The following is a 15639-nucleotide window of genomic DNA, read 5'->3' on the forward strand; positions in this document are numbered from 1 at the left end:
TATACGCACCCCTGTCGAGCACTCGTCAATAAAAAAGTATGTGTACGTTCTATTTTTTTGCTAGTTGTGCCTCACACGAGGCAGCACCGGGGCCGGCCAATGAACAGTTCAACTTCCATGACGATCAGTTCCAGAATGCCGGGGCACCTCATCCGACGGTTGCATCAGGTGTCGACACATGTGTTCTTGCAGCGCGTTCTCGAGGCAGGGTACGATTTGACGCCCGTTCAGTTTGCGGCGCTCGACACGCTCCGCCACCACCCCAAAATTGACCAGGCAAGCCTCGCCCTGGCCATCAGCAAGGATCGCGCAACTGTTGGGGCCGTAGCCGACCGCCTGGAGCAGAAGGGACTTGTGACGCGCGTTATCAGTACGCGCGACAAGCGGGCGCGGGAACTGGCCCTTACCGAGGAGGGCGAGGCCGTCATTGCTGCCCTGTTTCCGATCGTCGAAGACCTGCAGAAAGAAATCCTTCCCGGCCTTGATGATGATGAATACCGTCAGTTCATTGCCTTGGCGTCCAAGGCCGTGAGGTCTGCGGGCTCCCTCGGGGAAAGCTGAGGTCGACACCAGCTTTCCCCGGGAATTCACCCCATGGCCCCCATGATTTCGCGGGCCTTTACCGGAACATCGCTTGCGGGATGAGCAAAGCAATCTGCGGGAATATGACAATCAACAGCAGGCCGACGGCCATTGCGAACCAGAACGGCAGTACACCACGGAAAATGGTCGCCATGGGGACGTCGCCGGCCACACTTTTTACCACGAAGACGTTCAACCCCACCGGGGGCGTAATCATGCCCATCTCAATGACAATCACGGCGATGACGCCAAACCAGATTGGGTCAAAACCCAGTGACATGATGATGGGGAAGAAGATCGGAATCGTCACCACCAGCATCGCCAGCCCATCCATGAACATACCGAGCACCAGATAGGCCACCACGATCAGCAGCAGCACGCCGTATGGGCCCAGCCCCGTCGACATCATCGCTTCGCCCAGAGTGGCAGGCAAATGGGTGAGGGCCAGAAATGGATTGAGCAAATTGGCCCCGATGATGATCAGGTAGAGCATGGCGGTTGTGCGTATGGTGTCAGAAACAGCTCTGACGACTGATTCCCTGTCGAGCTTGCCCGACAACAGTGCCATGACGATCACCAACGCGGCCCCGATTCCTGCGGCCTCAACAGGCGTGAAGACCCCAAGATAGATACCGCCAATTGAGGTGACGATAACAAAGATCAACGGCAAGGCGCGCAGGAGCGCCACAAAACGCTCGCGAATTGGCACCTCAGCACCCCGTGGCCCCGCTGCCGGGTTGCGCAAGGTAACAAGGGTGACTGTGGCCATGAAGAGCACCGTCAACAGCAGGCCCGGCAGCACACCGGCCATAAAGAGCTGGCCGATACTCTGTTCGGTCAAAATGGCGTAGATCACAAAACCCGTCGAGGGTGGGATCAGAAATCCCAGCGTTCCCCCCGCTGCGATCGCACCAGTCGCCAGTCCGTCAGAATAGCCAAAGCGCTTCATCTCCGGAAGCGCCACCTTGCCGATGGTCACTGCGGTGGCTACGGACGAACCGCTCACCGCGGCGAAGGCCGCGCAGCCAACAATCGATGCGGAGGCGAGCCCACCGCGCAGCCGCCCCACCCAGGCGAAGGCCGCCTCATACAAGCGGCGACTAAAGCCTGCCGCCGAAGCGATATTGCCCATCAAAATGAAAAGCGGCACGACGGTCAGGGAATAATTCGAGGTCGCCGAAAACGTCTCTGTCACCAGCAGCGCATTGGCGGAGCGGCTGCCGTTCAGGACCATGGTGCCGAAAAATCCAACAGCAAGCATGGCCATGCCCACCGGCATTCTCAGGATCATGAGAATGAACATGATGCCGAGGCCACTGAGTCCAATCAGGAAATCACTCACTTCTCGGCGCTCCCGGTTAGCAGCACATCAACAAGTTGAAGGGCCAGCACAATTGCATAGAGCGTCGCTCCGAGCACGAGCAGCCCGTAAAACGGCCACAGCGGAATAGCGAGCATATTGGTGGCATCGCCAAATTCAGCCGCGTCCTGCATCTTCGACCAGGAACGCAAGGCCAGCAGGCCGAGCAGATATATGGCAATGCCACGCGACAGGAGATCGCCGAGAAACCGTCCCACGGGGCCAATAATGCCATCGAACACGTCGACGCGAATGTGGTCGCCCCGCTGCGCTGCGGCAGGCATTGCCAGCATCACCAAAGCGATAGAGGCCAGTTGGATAATCTCATTGCTGCCCAGAATGGGCGCCGCGAAAACATATCGCATGATCACGCCAACGGAGGTGGCTACCAGCAGGACCACCAGCGCCGCTGAAGAGAGTATGTTAAGAAGGCGGACCGCCCATTCGACTGGTGTCGAATGGGCCAATCCGCGTGGCGCGTTTGCGGCCTCGTGGTCAATCATTCTGCAGGGCTTCGACGTAGGCCCGAGCATCCAGCCCGCTCGCATCTGCTTCGGAGACTACCTGTTCCACCACAGTCGCAGAGACTTCGTTAAATCGCGCTGCTTCCTCAGGCGAAAGCGTGATCTGTTCCTTGCCATCGGTGGCGACAAAATCTGCCATCGCCTTGTCGGCAACTGCGAGCCAGGCGGCATTGCCGTTGATGGCTGCTTCACCGCCAGCCTCAAGCACAATTTTCTGCTGCTCAGCGGACAGATCATCGAAACTGTCGCGGTTCATGACCAGGAAAAAGTCGGAGATCGTAGTCTCCATGCCACTGGTGACGTATTTGGTCACTTCGGCCAGTCGGAACGCGCTTAGGGCTGTCGCGTCGATCATGGCCCCATCAATCACCCCAGTTTGCATGGAATTGTAGATTTCAGTCGCCGGCATCGAAACGGGTGTTGCACCCCAAGCTTCCACGACCAGCCCTGCATTGCGCGAGGGAACCCTGAGCTTCAGCCCTTTGAGATCTTCGAGGCTATGGACAGGCTTTTCAGCCATGAACAGCAGATTAGGTGCATTGTTCCAGATCCCGAGCAAGACAACACGGCGATACTCATCCGAGAGCTTATCCAAATTGGCAAGCATCTGGGCCGTTCCGGTCTCTGCGGAGATGACCCCGGGCAACTCTGCCAACAGGGTTTTTGGGAAATTTGACGCCGTGTAACCGGGCAATCCGAACACGATGTCGGCAACCCCATCGACGGCGCGGTTGTATTGCTCCGCTGGCCCTGGGCCAAGTTCACCACCCATGAAGATGCTGACGGTCACCTCACCACCAGTCTTCTCGGCGATTGCGTCAGCAAAAGGCTTGTATGCCTGCTCCAGAACGAAGTGGGTCGGCGGCTGGAAATCAGCCAGTTTAAGTTCACGCGCCATCGCTGACGACGCCGCAAGTGCCAGTGCGGCCGTTAACACCGCTGTCAAGCTCTTGATATTCATGTTGTTTTCTCCCTTTGTAAATTGACTGGCTAAGTTCTATTTTCGTTGCGCCGGGACTGTTCCTGGCGCTGATGCAGCATGGTTTCAGCGGGGATAGACCACCCCTTCGAACAGTTTGCGCGCGGTGCGGATGGTGCCGGCCGCCTTGACGCCGCCGTCCTCGGCCATTTCAAGAAATACCTCCATGGCCCCGGTGGGGTGCTCGATCTGAAAGCGGCCATCCGCCGGAATGACCGATAATGGTTGGGCGACGCTGCCTTCAATCAGGCAGGCCGTGGCGACCGTTACGGCGGCCAGCACCCCGACAGAAGCGTGCACCCGATGGGGAATGAAGCTGCGGGTATTGATGGCGCCCCCCGCGACAGCGGGCGAAACCAGTGTCATCTTGGGAACCGAAGCCTCGCTCACATCGCCCAGGTTCATGAGCGGCCCCACCGCCAGCCGGATCGCCTCGATCCGGGCCTTGAGCGCGGTGTCGGCTTCGATTGCCTCACGAGTTTCTTGCCCCGACAGGCCAAAATCGCTGGCCCGCATGATGACGCAAGGCATGCCATTATCAATCAAGGTGCAGTTCACGCCGTCGATGACGTCGCTCGCCCGGCCAGTGGGCAGCAGGGCACCACACATGGCGCCGGCAATGTTCTGAAACAGCAGGGGGATCGCGGCATGCGTGCCGGGAACGCCATCAATGCGCGCATCGCCCGCATAATTGACGCGGCCATTGGGGGTCTGGATTTGCGCGACCGCCACTTCACCGGAATTGACCATGTGGATGCGAACCGGGGTAATATCACCCGCAACCGGCACCAGACCCCGCTCGATCGCCGCAGGGCCAACGCCGGCCAGGATATTGCCGCAACCCTGCGCGCCCGAAACCAGCGCCTGGTCGACAAATACCTGCAGGAACAAATAGTCGATATCGGCGTCCGGTCGGGTCGATGGCGACAGGATCGCCACTTTGGAGGTCAATGGATCAGCGCCACCAATGCCGTCGATCTGACGCGGATCAGGGCTGCCCATAATGGCCAGCAGCAGCGCGTCGCGGCTGGTCGGCTCGGACGGCAGGTCGCTGGCCAGAAAATAGGCGCCTTTGGACGTGCCGCCCCGCATCCACAGGCAGGGGATGCCGCCCTCAGACATATTTCAGCCCCTTGGCCGCCAGCGTTTCGCGCATGCCATAGATATCGAGCCCCAGTTCACCGGCGGCCAGACGCTGGCGCTTGCTCTCTTCATTGGCCAGCCGCTTATTGGCCGCTGCCAGAACCGCTTCGGCTTCGTCGCGCTTCACCACGACAACACCATCGTCATCGGCCACGATGACGTCACTTGCCTCAACCAGTGCGCCGGCGCAGACAATCGGCACATTGACCGAGCCGGGGGTTTCCTTGACCGTGCCCTGCGCTGAAATCGCCTTGGACCACACCGGAAAGCCCATGCGGGTCAGGTCGCGGATGTCACGGACGCCGGCGTCAATGATCAGTCCGCGACAGCCCCGCGCCATGGCCGAGGTCGCGAGCAGATCGCCAAAATAGCCATTGTCGCAGGGTGAAGTTGGCGCCAGTACCAGAATGTCGCCTGCCGCCAATTGCTCGATGGCCACATGGAGCATCCAGTTGTCGCCCGGCGGGGCCGAAATGGTGACGGCAGAACCGGCAATCTGGGCACCGGCATAGATGGGCCGCATATGGCTTCCCAGCATGCCCTTGCGCCCCTGCGCCTCGTGCACGGTGGCAACACCCGCCGCAGCCAGCCCGTCAATGGTCGCCGCAGTTGCGCGCGCGATGGTCTGAACAACAATACTCATTGTTCATTCTCCTTTTTGGCCACCGGTGGGGTGCCGTGCGTATGGAAGCTCTCGATGGTTTTCAGGCCCCAGGCCTGGCCTTTTTTGCGCTCGGTTTCGGTCCAGACGACCGTCTGCCAGTCGGGCGCCAAAATCAGGCGGGCGCCGGCATTGGCAAGTTCCACGCGGTTGCCGGCCGGCTCCCAGACATAGAGGAAGAACGTGCCTTGAATGGCATGCTTGTGCGGCCCGGTTTCGATATGCACGCCGTTTTCCAGAAAGATGTCGGCGGCCCGTAAGATATCCTCGCGCGTGTCGGTGGCATAGGTGACGTGGTGCAGCCGGCCCTGCCCGCCGCCATGCTCTTCGGTGCAGGCCAGATCATAGGTCTTGTTGTTGACCGTGAACCAGCAGCCGCCAATCCGGCCATTGTCGAGCTGGATCATCTCGGTCACGCGGGCGCCCAGACAGGTTTCCATGAAGCGGCGGAACTCGGAAACATCGGCGGCCAGAAGGTTGAGATGATCCAGCCGACGGGGCGCGGCACCGCGACCGTGATAGCGTTGCGCCAGGTTCTTCAGCTTGGGGCGCTCGGCTTCCGGCGCGACATAGCGCTTGGTGTCCCAGTAGATTTCGAACACATGTCCGGACGGGTCTTCAAAGCGGAAGGCCCGACCGTAACCGAGATCGCCATCGACCCAGCCGAGCACCTTGAAGTCGCTCGCTTCGATGGCAGCCACCCGGCGGTCCAGCGCTGCCTGCGAGCTGGCGCGATAGGCGATGTGACCGACGCCGGTGGTATGATGGCGCGTCAGCTTGAGCGTGTGGAACTCATAATCGTCCCAGGCGCGCAGATAGGCCGAATTTTCGTCCTGGCCCGACACGGTCAGGCCATAGACGCGGGTGAAGAAGTCGAGGCTTTCATCGAACTTGTCGGTGAACATCTCGACATGCCCGAGATGGGCTATATCAAAGCAGGGTTCCATCAGAGCTCATCCACGGTGCGGGGAAAGATCGACTGGAAGCCTTCGGCATATTTTGAAGCGCGGCCGCCCGACTGTCCGCCCGAGTTGCGCTGGAAGTGGTTGGCCCGGTTCTGGGCGACCCGGGTATAGAACTCCCAAAGGTGTTCCTGGCCTTCCATGCATTCGATGGCGGCGCGCTTCTTGTCCCAGACGTCCGTAACGTCGAGAAACACATCGGGCTTCCACCCCATCTGCTCGGTCTGGTGCGGCTCGAACAGATAAAGCTGTGGCGCGCCGAGCACCTTCTCGCCGGGTTTGTGACCCCAGGCCTGGGCAATCATGCGGGTCTCAAGGGCGACCTGCGTAGCGTACATGTGATCGGTATTGTAGGGATCATATTGCGAGTGGCTGAGCATGAAGGCCGGCTGCACGGCGCGAATGATATCGACCAGGCGATACTTGTCGTCATCGTTCAGGCGCAGCGGGTAGTCGCCCAGATCCATGCTGACCAGATCATGCACACCCAGTTTTTCTGCCGCCCGTTCAGCTTCTCCGCGTCGGGCCGATTTGACTTTTTCGAGGGTCATGTCGGGCTGCTTCCACAGCTTGGCAGACTCGCCCCGCTCGCCAAATGACAGGCAGACGACGGTGACCTCATAGCCCCGGGCCGCATGTTGGGCGATGGCCCCACCGCAGCGCCAGACGAAGTCGGCGGCATGGGCGCTGATGACAAGTGCGGTCTTGGCTTTGGACTGGGTCAACTCACTCTCCTGATGCTTAAGCTGGTTGAATGTCGCATCGCAGCATCGAGAAAACCAAATCCAAATCTCGGACCAGCCATAAGTATAGGCTATAGCGATTTACGTTTGACGGTGGGACCTGTACGCTGGCGAGGCCCCTCCCCCCTATGCAGCCAAGGATATGCAGATGGTGACCGCTGGATCGATTGCGCTGGCCGGTATTGGCGCGGCCAGCCGGGCCTCCACGCAGGGCTGGCAATTACCGTCGCGCGCACCATACTCCGATGGCGTCAACGCGCAGCATGCCCACCCGGCACTCGATGCCCTATTGGCCGCAAGTTCATGAGAGCCAATCTGCGCCATCTGCGCGCTTTTCTGGCGGTCTTCGATACCGGCTCCATCACACGCGCTTCGGCGATGTGTCACGTATCCCAACCGGCGGTGACCCAGGCCATTCGCAAGCTGGAGCGGCAGGCCGAAGCCGAGCTGTTCCAGCGCACCAGCCATGGTCTGTTCGCCACTCCAGCCGGTACGGTGCTGGCACTGCGCGTCCGCACCGCCTTTCGCCTGCTCGATCCAGCGCTTGCGGAATTGGCCCCACGCCTGCGCATCACCGCCACCGCGGCGCAACTGACGGCACTGATTGCGGTCACCGAGACCGAGAATTTCACGCTGGCCGCCCGACGGCTCGGCCTGGCCCAGCCCACCGTGCATCGGGCCATCACCGACCTTGAGCAGGAAATCGGCCGGTCGCTTTTCGAACGTACCGCGCACGGCATGATCGCCACCCGGGCGGCGGAACTGCTGACCCGGGCTGCCCAGCTGGCCTTTGCCGAACTTGATCAGGGCGAGGCAGATCTCGGCGAATTGCTGGGCCGCGAAGTCGGCCGCATTGTCGTCGGGGCCATGCCGCTCTCGCGTTCGCTGATCTTGCCGCGTGCCATTGCCCGCTTCCGGCAACAGCGCCCAACCTTGCCGATCCAGGCACTCGATGGCCCCTATGCCGATCTGATCACCGGCTTGCGACGCGGTGAGGTGGATTTCCTGATCGGCGCCATGCGCGATCCTGCGCCGATCGGCGACATTGTCCAGCAAGCGCTGTTTGACGACGAACTGGTGGTTGTCTGCGGGCGTCATCACCCGTTGCTGACCCAGCCGAGTGTGCAACTCGCCCAACTGGCTGCCTATCCCTGGGTGGTTGCGGTTGAAGGCACGCCCACCCGGCAGCAATTCAACCAACTGTTCGCACCCGGCAGCAGCACCAGACCGATCAGCCTGATTGAAACGGGCTCAATGGTGCTGATGCGCGAATTGCTGCAAATCTCTGATCACCTGGGGTTCATTTCAGGGCTGCAGATTGAATCGGACATCAAGCTGGGTGCCGTTGCGCGCCTGCCGCTGCGGCTTGGGGATACATCGCGCTCGATTGGCCTGACCGTTCGCGCCGGCTGGACCCCGACGCGGGCCCAGGACGAGTTTCTGCAGGCGCTTCGAGCCACGGTGGCTGACCTCGGCCCCTGAGCATCATCAGCCAGATGCGCTAGATCTGCTCGGGCCAGTAGAGCCGCGTCGGATTGTCGACCAGCAGTGCCTGGAGGCTTTCGGGCGACGGGGCGATGATCTTGAGCAGATCGACCAGTTCGCCATCGTCGGGCATATTCGCCTTGATATTGGGATGGGGCCAATCGGTGCCCCACAGCACCCGGGTCGGAAAGCGCTCAACCAGCAGGCGACCATATTCGGCTGCGTCGTGGAAGGGCGGGCCGGCGCGCGAGATACGCTCGGAGCCACAGACCTTCACCCAGAAGCGCTCATCTTCCATCAGCTCAAGCAGCAGGCGGAAGGCCAGTTGCTCGGGTCCGGCGCTGGCATCGATACGACCCATATGGTCGATGACCATGGGCAGTTCGAGTTCCTTGAGGAAGGGCGCCAACTCTTCCAGCCGATGCGCATCGAAATGCACCACAATGTGCCAGCCAAGCGGAGCGATACGCTTCACCATGGCCCGCACCATATCCTTGTCGGCGGCCTCGCCAAGGTGGGTGACGAAGTTGAAGCGGACGCCGCGGACGCCCGCATCATGCAGGCGCCCCAGTTCCTGATCGGAAACCGTCGCATCAACCATGGCGATTCCACGATAATTGCCCTTGCCCGCAATCAGCGCGTCGACCATGGCCGCATTGTCGCTGCCGTGGCAGCTGGCCTGCACGATAACGGAACGATCAATGCCCAGATGGCGATGCAGGGCAAAGAGTTTTTCCTTTGGGGCGTCCTCGGGCTGATAGGTGCTGGTCGGGGCGAAGGGAAACACAGCTGCAGGCCCAAAGACGTGACAATGGGCATCGCAGGCGCCCTTGGGCAGCACGAGATCGGGCTTTTTGGGATTGGGGTGGAAAGGCAGGTTCATGGAGTCAGATGCTCGTCGGTTCGTGTGATAGCGGCTGGGCCGCAGCAGGCGTCGCCACGCTCAAGCGCAGCGTCGTGAGGATCAGCAGCACTATGCCGACGGCTCGCGCGGACAAGGTAGCAAGGTCAACGGCATCAACGGCAGTTGGCCAGACGGTCAGCAAGGCTCCCAGGACCAAGATGCCGCGTTCCGGCCAGCTGAGAGGCCGCACGAGCCAGCCCGAGAACGCCAGGGTCAGGCCCATCGTACTGAGGGTCGCCAGCACGATGGCCAAGCCAATCTGCACGCCACTGCCGACCATCAGAATGCCCGGCATGGTGAAAAACAGAAACGGGATCAGCAGCTTCACAAAGCCCAGCCGGATCGATTCCACTGCGGTCGCATTGGCATCGGCGCCTGAAATGCCGGCTGCAGCATATGCCGCCAGCGCCACCGGCGGGGTGATGGCCGAAACCAGTCCATAGTAGAAAATGAACATATGGGCCGAGATTGCGGGCATGCCCAATCGCGTCAAGGCCGGGGCTACCAGGACAGCCAGGAGCAGATAGGCGGCCGAGGTTGGCAAGCCCATGCCCAGCACAAAGGAGGCCAGCGCCGTCAGGAGCAGGATGGCCCAGATATTGCCGGCGCCAACTTCGACGATCAGGCTGGACAGCATGAGCCCGACGCCGGTGAGATTGAGCACACCGATCACCACGCCGGCTGCTGCGACTGCTGCAATGATGGGCATGGTGGAGACCAGCGTGTCCCGGCAGACCTGTACCAGGTCGATCAGGCTCGCCCTTGTCTGCTTGTGCCAAGGGCTGATGGCCAGCGCCAGCACGATACAATAGACCGCCGCGCGGGTTGGTGTCGTGCCTGCGAACAACAGCGCAATCATGCCCACCAGCGGCAGCAGCAGATAGCCCCGGGTCTTCAACGCTTCCAGCAAGAACGCGACGCCGCCAGCGGTGTCGCGTTCCAGATTGAGTTTGCCGGCTTCAAGGCGGATGGCGATCATCAATGCCAGCACGTAGAGCAGGCCCGGAACCAGCGCCGCCAAGGCGATCTGAGAATAGGGTACGCCGACGATTTCGGCCATCAGGAAGGCCGCAGCGCCCATGATCGGGGGCAGGATCTGCCCCGCCGACGAGGCGGCAGCCTCAATGGCGCCCGCCGTTACCGGGGAGTAGCCGACCCGCTTCATCAGCGGAATCGTGAAGGTTCCCGTCGTCACCACATTGGCGACGGCGCTACCATTGATGGTACCGAACAAGGTGCTGGACAGGGCCGCGGAAAGCCCTGGTCCGCCCTGGACACGGCCCGTCAGGCCACGGGCGATATCGACGAAAATCTCACCAGTGCCGATTTTCATCAGCAGCGTACCCAACAGGGTGAACAGGAAGATATACTCGACCGCGACGCCCATCGGCACACCGTAAAAGCCTTCGGTGGAGAGGAACAGCGTCGAGGAGAGGCGCGCCAGATCGTAGCCGCCATGGCCATATTTGCCCGGAATGAGATAACCGAACAGCGCATAGCCGATGGCGAGTGTGGACAGCACAAGCAGCGCCCAACCCAGGGTTTTGCGCACCAGCACGAAGGTCACCGCGCACAGCGCGAGAAACATGATTTCGTCCATCCAGGTGGAGAGCGCGCCACGCTGGATGACGTCGAGATAGGAGTACCAAAGATAGGGGCCCGGTACGAGGGCGATGGCAGCCAGAATATAGCAGAGCACCCGCGATATCCGCGAGCGGGCTGACAGGCCGACGACCATCAGGCCTGCGGCAGCAACCAGCGAATAGAACATGGAGCGCAACAGCAGAGCGGTGATACCGCCAAAAAAAGCGCCATAAATCACGAGCGCCGTGATCGCAACAGCCAGCAGGGCATAGAGGAGCGATACGATGATCGCTCCTCGGCCCTTACCATGCCCGCCGCGCAAGAGGAGTTTGTCGAGAGCTTCAGACATTATGGCCATTGCTGGTCCGACCTACCGGCCGGCCTCGTCAAAATAGCGCTGCGCGCCGGGGTGGAGCTGGATCGGCGTGTTGGTCGCCGTGGCGAGAGCGATATCGGCCGCCTGAGGATGGATAGCGCCCAACTCATCGAGGTTGTCGAAAATGGCCTTGGTGATCTGGTAGATCGTTTCCTCATCGGCGTCAGCGACGGTGAAGATCGTGGCCGGATCGTTGATGGCCAGTACGGCCTCATCCTGGCCAGCATAGGTGCCGGCGGGGATTTCGTAGTACTGATAGAATGGGTAGTCCACGATCATCGGTGCAGCCGCGTCGGCGTCGATGGGGATCAGGTGCATCTCGCGCTGCGCACCCAGATCGATAAGGGCGGCGGTCGGCGCACCGGCCAGCACGACGGTGGCGTCGAGCGTGCCATTCATCAGCGCCGTGGTGCCTTCATTGTAGGAAATGAACTGGACATTGGCCGGATCGAAAACGCCGTGGGCTTCCAGCAGACGCTGGCCGAGAACGGCAGAGTTTGAACCCGGCGGTCCCAGATTGATGCGTTTGCCGGCGAGATCAACCATGGTCTGGATGCCGGTATCGGCCGTGGTGGCGATCTGCAGCACTGCTGGATAGAGATAGGCCATGGCCGCGACGGGCAAGGCTTCTTCAAACGGGCCCTGGCCGACGCTGGCTTCGTACAGCGTAGAGGACGAGGAGAAGCCCATGGTCATCTGACCTGCCGCAGCGCGGCGGATGTTTTCCACCGAGGCGCCCGTGACTTCTGCGCGGGCAAAAGCATCAGGCATGTTCTGGTTGAGCATCTCGGCCATGCCGGCGCCGATGATGTAAAACAGGCCACCAGTGCCACCAGTGCCGATGGAAATGCGCTCCTGGGCAAGTGCCGGCGTTCCCGCCAACCCTAGCGCCAGACCAGCGCAGATGATCAGTTTCGAAAGTTTCACAGTCTTCTCCCTTGAGTAAAAAAACAATGGCGTCATGCCATTTCTGTAGGCCGCAACACGGGTTCGGCAGAAAGCGCGCGGAAGCTGGCAAAGCTGGCTTCCACAATCTGCTCGACAGCGAGTTCGCGGTCGGCTCCATCGACCGTGCCACCCGACAGACGGGTGACGCGCTCGGGATTGACGAGGGCGTAGTAGAGGGCACCAAGCAGGAAGTGGCTGCGCCAGACCAGATCGGCCTTGGACGCGCCCGGCAGGCAGTCGCCGATCGCCTCGAGAAAGGCGTGGCTGGTGCTGTCGAAGGCCCCGGCGATGATCTCGCGGGCATCACTATTGCCCTCGGCCGACAGAACGGCGCGCATGCGGGTGAATTCGGCACCGCCACCGTCATGATCTGACGATGAGGAGAATGCCGGCACTACATAGGCGCGCAGAACCGCATTCAGACGATCATCTGCATCGTGCACGCGTCTCGCCTCGCCCAGCAGTTCCAGGCGACGGCTATTCATGGGCACGGTATGGCGCTGGTAGATTTCGCGCAGCAAAGCTGCCTTTGAGCCGAAATGATAGGTGAGGCTGCCGACATTTGCGCCAGCCGCCTTGGCGATCTCACGCAGCGATACGGCACTGTAGCCGTTCGAGGAGAACAGCTTGATCGCCGACGCCAGAAGCGCTTCGCGCACACTTGCCTTGGACATATCCTCCCCCCCCCGTTTTGTACGAGTGTTCATATTTCTTGTACGTTCGTACAAATAGAGAGTCAACTGCTGCCCAGCGCCAGCCAATGGTCATTGTCGGCCAGACGGCTTTCCATTCCGGCGTGCGTCATTGCGAGCGATTCCGACCCGTCCTTGCTCAATGGGTGGCGCAGCTGATTGATCTGCAGGAAGCGCCCGCGACGAGTCGTGGGTCGTTACCGAAGCGCCGGCGCCGCTCACAAAAGCGCAGCTCGAGTGTACGCACCCCGTTCGAATCCGAACTGGCTTGGCTTCATGAAGGCAGCCGGCATGAGGACCGCGGGAGGAGAGCCTCACAAATCGCCAGACTGCAGAACGCCAATTGTGTGCTGTATCGAGCGATCTACTGCTTTTTGCGCATTGCTTCGTTCAGCCGATCGCCCAGCGCGCCGGTGCTGCGAGGCGCTTCTTGTTGTGGGCGCTGATTGGCCCGCAGGGGCTGATCGCGGGGCCGTTCGCGCGGGGCTGTATTGTCAACTTCCCGGCGCATGGTGAGGCCGATGCGCTGGCGTGGGACGTCGACCTCGACAACCCTGACCCTGACCACGTCGCCCGCCTTGACGACCTCGTGGGGGTCCTTGACGAATTTGTCGGCCAGCTGGGACACGTGCACCAGCCCATCCTGATGGACGCCGATATCGACGAAGGCGCCAAAGGCGGCAACATTGGTGACGGTGCCTTCCAGCATCATGCCGGGTTTGAGGTGTTTGATGTCGTCCACGCCTTCGGCAAAGGTCGCTGTCTTGAAGGCAGGGCGCGGGTCGCGGCCGGGCTTTTCCAGTTCGGCAAAGATGTCTCGTACCGTAGGCAGACCGAAGCGGTCATCGACAAAGCCCTTTGGATCGAGACCGGCCAGTGCCGATTTGTCGGCCATCAGGCTGCGCAGGTCGCGGCCGCAGGCGGCGATGATGCGGCGGGCCACGCCATAGGCTTCCGGATGCACCGAGGAGGCATCCAGCGGCTCGGCGCCATCGGTGATGCGCAGAAAGCCGGCGCTCTGCTCAAAGGTGCGCTGCCCCAGGCGCGGCACCTCGAGCAGGGCCTTGCGTGAGCGGAATGGGCCATTGGCGTCGCGGTGGGTGACGATGGCTTCGGCGACCGATGGGCCAAGGCCGGAAATGCGCGCCAGCAGCGGGGCCGAGGCGGTGTTGAGGTCAACGCCCACCGCGTTCACCGCGTCCTCGACCACCGCGTCGAGCGAGCGGCTGAGGCGATACTGATCAATATCGTGCTGATACTGACCGACGCCGATCGCCTTGGGCTCGATCTTGACCAGTTCCGCCAGCGGATCCTGCAGGCGGCGGGCTATGGAGACAGCGCCGCGCAGCGAGACGTCGAGGTCGGGGAATTCGGCGGCGGCCAGCGCCGAGGCCGAGTAGACCGAGGCGCCGGCCTCCGAGACGATGACCTTGGTCGGTTTTGCTCCCGGCAGGCGCTCGATGAGATCGGCCACCAGCTTTTCAGTCTCGCGGCTGCCGGTGCCATTGCCGATGGCGATAAGCTGCACGCCGTGCTGCTTGACCAGCGCGGTGATCGCCGCCTGGGCGCCCATGACATCGTTGCGGGGCTGGAAGGGATAGACAGTATCGGTGGCGAGCACCTTGCCGGTGGCGTCGATGACGGCGACCTTGACGCCGGTGCGGATGCCGGGATCGAGCCCCATGGTGGCGCGGGCGCCAGCCGGTGCCGCCAGCAGCAAGTCCTTGAGATTGCGGGCGAAGACGGCGATGGCTTCCACTTCGGCGCGTTCGCGCAATTCGACCATGAGATCGATGGAGAGCGAAACGCGCAGGCGCGTCCGCCAGGCCCAGCCGGCAACCTCGCGCAGCCACTGGTCTGCCGCACCATTGCCCTGGGCCTGGAGCGCCGCCGCAACAAATCGCTCGGCTGGTTTGACCGGGTCGATGACGTCGGCGTCCACCTCGATGTCGAGACTAAGAAAGCCCTCGTCCCGGCCGCGCATCATCGCCAGTGCGCGGTGGCCGGCCACCTTGTTCCAGCGTTCGGCATGGTCGAAATAGTCGGAGAACTTGGCGCCGCCCTCCTCCTTGCCCTTGAGTACCTTGGCACGGAGCATGGCCTTGTCGCGCATATGGGCGCGCAGGCGCCCGAGCAAAGGGGCATTTTCCGACAGGCCCTCGACAACGATATCGCGGGCGCCCTCGAGCGCTTCCTTGGTGCCGGGCACCTCCTCGGTAACATAGGCGGCGGCCAGATGCAGGGGATCGGCGCTGCGATTGGCCAGGATCGCCGTGGCCAGCGGACCCAGGCCGCGCTCGCGGGCGATCTCGGCCTTGGTGCGGCGTTTGGGCTTGAACGGCAGATAGAGGTCTTCGAGCTCGGCCTTGGTGACGGCACCGGCCGCGGCAGCGGTGAGCTCGGGGGTCAGCTTGCCCTGCTCATCGATGGATTTGAGGATGGCGGCGCGGCGAGCCTCCAATTCGCGCAGATAGGTCAATCGCTCGGCCAGCAGGCGCAATTGCGTATCGTCCAGCCCGCCGGTCACTTCCTTGCGATAGCGCGCAATGAACGGCACCGTGGCGCCGCCATCGAGCAGCTCCACGGCGGCGCGCACCTGTTCGGGTCGGGCCGCGACTTCGGTGGCGATCTGGGCGGCAATGCGGGTGTCGAGCTGGGACATGGATCTTCTTTGCGGTTCGGCTGGCGCGACCATA

The 15639-nt window shown here is 61.9% G+C and carries 15 protein-coding genes; 3 read left to right on the forward strand and 12 right to left on the reverse strand.

The annotated features are described in order from the left end of the window. Positions 1-117: 117 nt before the first annotated feature. Positions 118-561, forward strand: a complete 444-nt coding sequence (locus ABFY71_RS07415) for a MarR family winged helix-turn-helix transcriptional regulator (protein WP_347945378.1) — start codon at positions 118-120, stop codon at positions 559-561. Positions 562-619: 58 nt separating this feature from the next. Here the strand turns inward: ABFY71_RS07415 and ABFY71_RS07420 are convergent, their stop codons facing one another. From ABFY71_RS07420 to ABFY71_RS07450, 7 genes are all read right to left on the reverse strand, one after another. After that, the gene (locus ABFY71_RS07420; RefSeq protein ID WP_347945379.1) at positions 620-1924 is read right to left on the reverse strand and encodes a TRAP transporter large permease; all 1305 of its coding nucleotides are present in this window, start codon (positions 1922-1924) and stop codon (positions 620-622) included. Then, positions 1921-2490: a TRAP transporter small permease gene (locus ABFY71_RS07425; protein ID WP_347945381.1), complete on the reverse strand. Its 570-nt coding sequence runs from the start codon at positions 2488-2490 to the stop codon at positions 1921-1923. Before ABFY71_RS07425 ends, ABFY71_RS07420 begins: the two co-directional genes overlap by 4 nt. After that, a complete protein-coding gene (locus tag ABFY71_RS07430; protein ID WP_347945382.1) occupies positions 2438-3427 on the reverse strand; it encodes a TRAP transporter substrate-binding protein in 990 nt (329 codons plus the stop codon). Before ABFY71_RS07430 ends, ABFY71_RS07425 begins: the two co-directional genes overlap by 53 nt. A gap of 84 nt (positions 3428-3511) precedes the next feature. Next, positions 3512-4567, reverse strand: a complete 1056-nt coding sequence (locus ABFY71_RS07435) for a 4-oxalomesaconate tautomerase (protein WP_347945383.1) — start codon at positions 4565-4567, stop codon at positions 3512-3514. Next, positions 4560-5231 carry a 4-carboxy-4-hydroxy-2-oxoadipate aldolase/oxaloacetate decarboxylase gene (locus ABFY71_RS07440; RefSeq protein WP_347945384.1) on the reverse strand — a complete coding sequence of 224 codons (672 nt, stop codon included), beginning with the start codon at positions 5229-5231 and terminating at the stop codon, positions 4560-4562. Before ABFY71_RS07440 ends, ABFY71_RS07435 begins: the two co-directional genes overlap by 8 nt. Beyond that, complete coding sequence (locus tag ABFY71_RS07445; protein WP_347945385.1) at positions 5228-6196, reverse strand: VOC family protein; 969 nt, start codon at positions 6194-6196, stop codon at positions 5228-5230. Before ABFY71_RS07445 ends, ABFY71_RS07440 begins: the two co-directional genes overlap by 4 nt. Then, positions 6196-6936, reverse strand: a complete 741-nt coding sequence (locus tag ABFY71_RS07450; protein WP_305579904.1) for a PIG-L deacetylase family protein — start codon at positions 6934-6936, stop codon at positions 6196-6198. The genes ABFY71_RS07445 and ABFY71_RS07450 overlap by 1 nt, the downstream gene beginning before the upstream one ends. Positions 6937-7102: 166 nt before the next feature. Between ABFY71_RS07450 and ABFY71_RS07455 the strand changes: the two genes are divergently transcribed. Both ABFY71_RS07455 and ABFY71_RS07460 read left to right on the forward strand, forming a co-directional pair. Continuing rightward, a complete protein-coding gene (locus ABFY71_RS07455) occupies positions 7103-7261 on the forward strand; it encodes a hypothetical protein (RefSeq protein WP_347945386.1) in 159 nt (52 codons plus the stop codon). Continuing rightward, a complete protein-coding gene (locus tag ABFY71_RS07460) occupies positions 7258-8436 on the forward strand; it encodes a LysR family transcriptional regulator (protein WP_347945387.1) in 1179 nt (392 codons plus the stop codon). Before ABFY71_RS07455 ends, ABFY71_RS07460 begins: the two co-directional genes overlap by 4 nt. A gap of 19 nt (positions 8437-8455) precedes the next feature. Here the strand turns inward: ABFY71_RS07460 and ABFY71_RS07465 are convergent, their stop codons facing one another. The 5 genes from ABFY71_RS07465 to ABFY71_RS07485 form a co-directional block, all read right to left on the reverse strand. Continuing rightward, positions 8456-9322 (reverse strand): amidohydrolase family protein, encoded by an 867-nt coding sequence (locus tag ABFY71_RS07465; RefSeq protein ID WP_347945388.1) that lies wholly within the window; start codon positions 9320-9322, stop codon positions 8456-8458. Positions 9323-9326: 4 nt separating this feature from the next. Continuing rightward, positions 9327-11276, reverse strand: coding sequence for a TRAP transporter permease (locus ABFY71_RS07470; protein ID WP_347945389.1), 1950 nt, complete (start codon positions 11274-11276; stop codon positions 9327-9329). 21 nt (positions 11277-11297) lie between these two features. Beyond that, entirely contained in the window at positions 11298-12230 is a 933-nt protein-coding gene (locus ABFY71_RS07475) for a TAXI family TRAP transporter solute-binding subunit (RefSeq protein ID WP_305579895.1), read from the reverse strand. 32 nt (positions 12231-12262) lie between these two features. Continuing rightward, on the reverse strand, positions 12263-12925 hold the full coding sequence (locus ABFY71_RS07480) for a TetR/AcrR family transcriptional regulator (protein ID WP_347945390.1): 663 nt from the start codon (positions 12923-12925) through the stop codon (positions 12263-12265). Positions 12926-13307: 382 nt separating this feature from the next. Next, entirely contained in the window at positions 13308-15605 is a 2298-nt protein-coding gene (locus tag ABFY71_RS07485; RefSeq protein WP_347945391.1) for a Tex family protein, read from the reverse strand. Positions 15606-15639 lie beyond the last annotated feature (34 nt).

It is taken from the genome of Devosia alba (assembly GCF_039938915.1).
Taxonomy (GTDB): Bacteria; Pseudomonadota; Alphaproteobacteria; order Rhizobiales; family Devosiaceae; genus Devosia; species Devosia alba.

Bases quoted from the DNA above. Each gene is read 5' to 3' on its own strand.
- ABFY71_RS07415 (WP_347945378.1), top strand. From the start codon at position 118: ATGACGATCAGTTCCAGAATGCCGGGGCACCTCATCCGACGGTTGCAT.
- ABFY71_RS07425 (WP_347945381.1), bottom strand. From the start codon at position 2,490: ATGCGAGCGGGCTGGATGCTCGGGCCTACGTCGAAGCCCTGCAGAATG.
- ABFY71_RS07430 (WP_347945382.1), bottom strand. From the start codon at position 3,427: ATGAATATCAAGAGCTTGACAGCGGTGTTAACGGCCGCACTGGCACTT.
- ABFY71_RS07435 (WP_347945383.1), bottom strand. From the start codon at position 4,567: ATGTCTGAGGGCGGCATCCCCTGCCTGTGGATGCGGGGCGGCACGTCC.
- ABFY71_RS07440 (WP_347945384.1), bottom strand. From the start codon at position 5,231: ATGAGTATTGTTGTTCAGACCATCGCGCGCGCAACTGCGGCGACCATT.
- ABFY71_RS07445 (WP_347945385.1), bottom strand. From the start codon at position 6,196: ATGGAACCCTGCTTTGATATAGCCCATCTCGGGCATGTCGAGATGTTC.
- ABFY71_RS07455 (WP_347945386.1), top strand. From the start codon at position 7,103: ATGGTGACCGCTGGATCGATTGCGCTGGCCGGTATTGGCGCGGCCAGC.
- ABFY71_RS07460 (WP_347945387.1), top strand. From the start codon at position 7,258: ATGAGAGCCAATCTGCGCCATCTGCGCGCTTTTCTGGCGGTCTTCGAT.
- ABFY71_RS07465 (WP_347945388.1), bottom strand. From the start codon at position 9,322: ATGAACCTGCCTTTCCACCCCAATCCCAAAAAGCCCGATCTCGTGCTG.
- ABFY71_RS07470 (WP_347945389.1), bottom strand. From the start codon at position 11,276: ATGTCTGAAGCTCTCGACAAACTCCTCTTGCGCGGCGGGCATGGTAAG.
- ABFY71_RS07480 (WP_347945390.1), bottom strand. From the start codon at position 12,925: ATGTCCAAGGCAAGTGTGCGCGAAGCGCTTCTGGCGTCGGCGATCAAG.
- ABFY71_RS07485 (WP_347945391.1), bottom strand. From the start codon at position 15,605: ATGTCCCAGCTCGACACCCGCATTGCCGCCCAGATCGCCACCGAAGTC.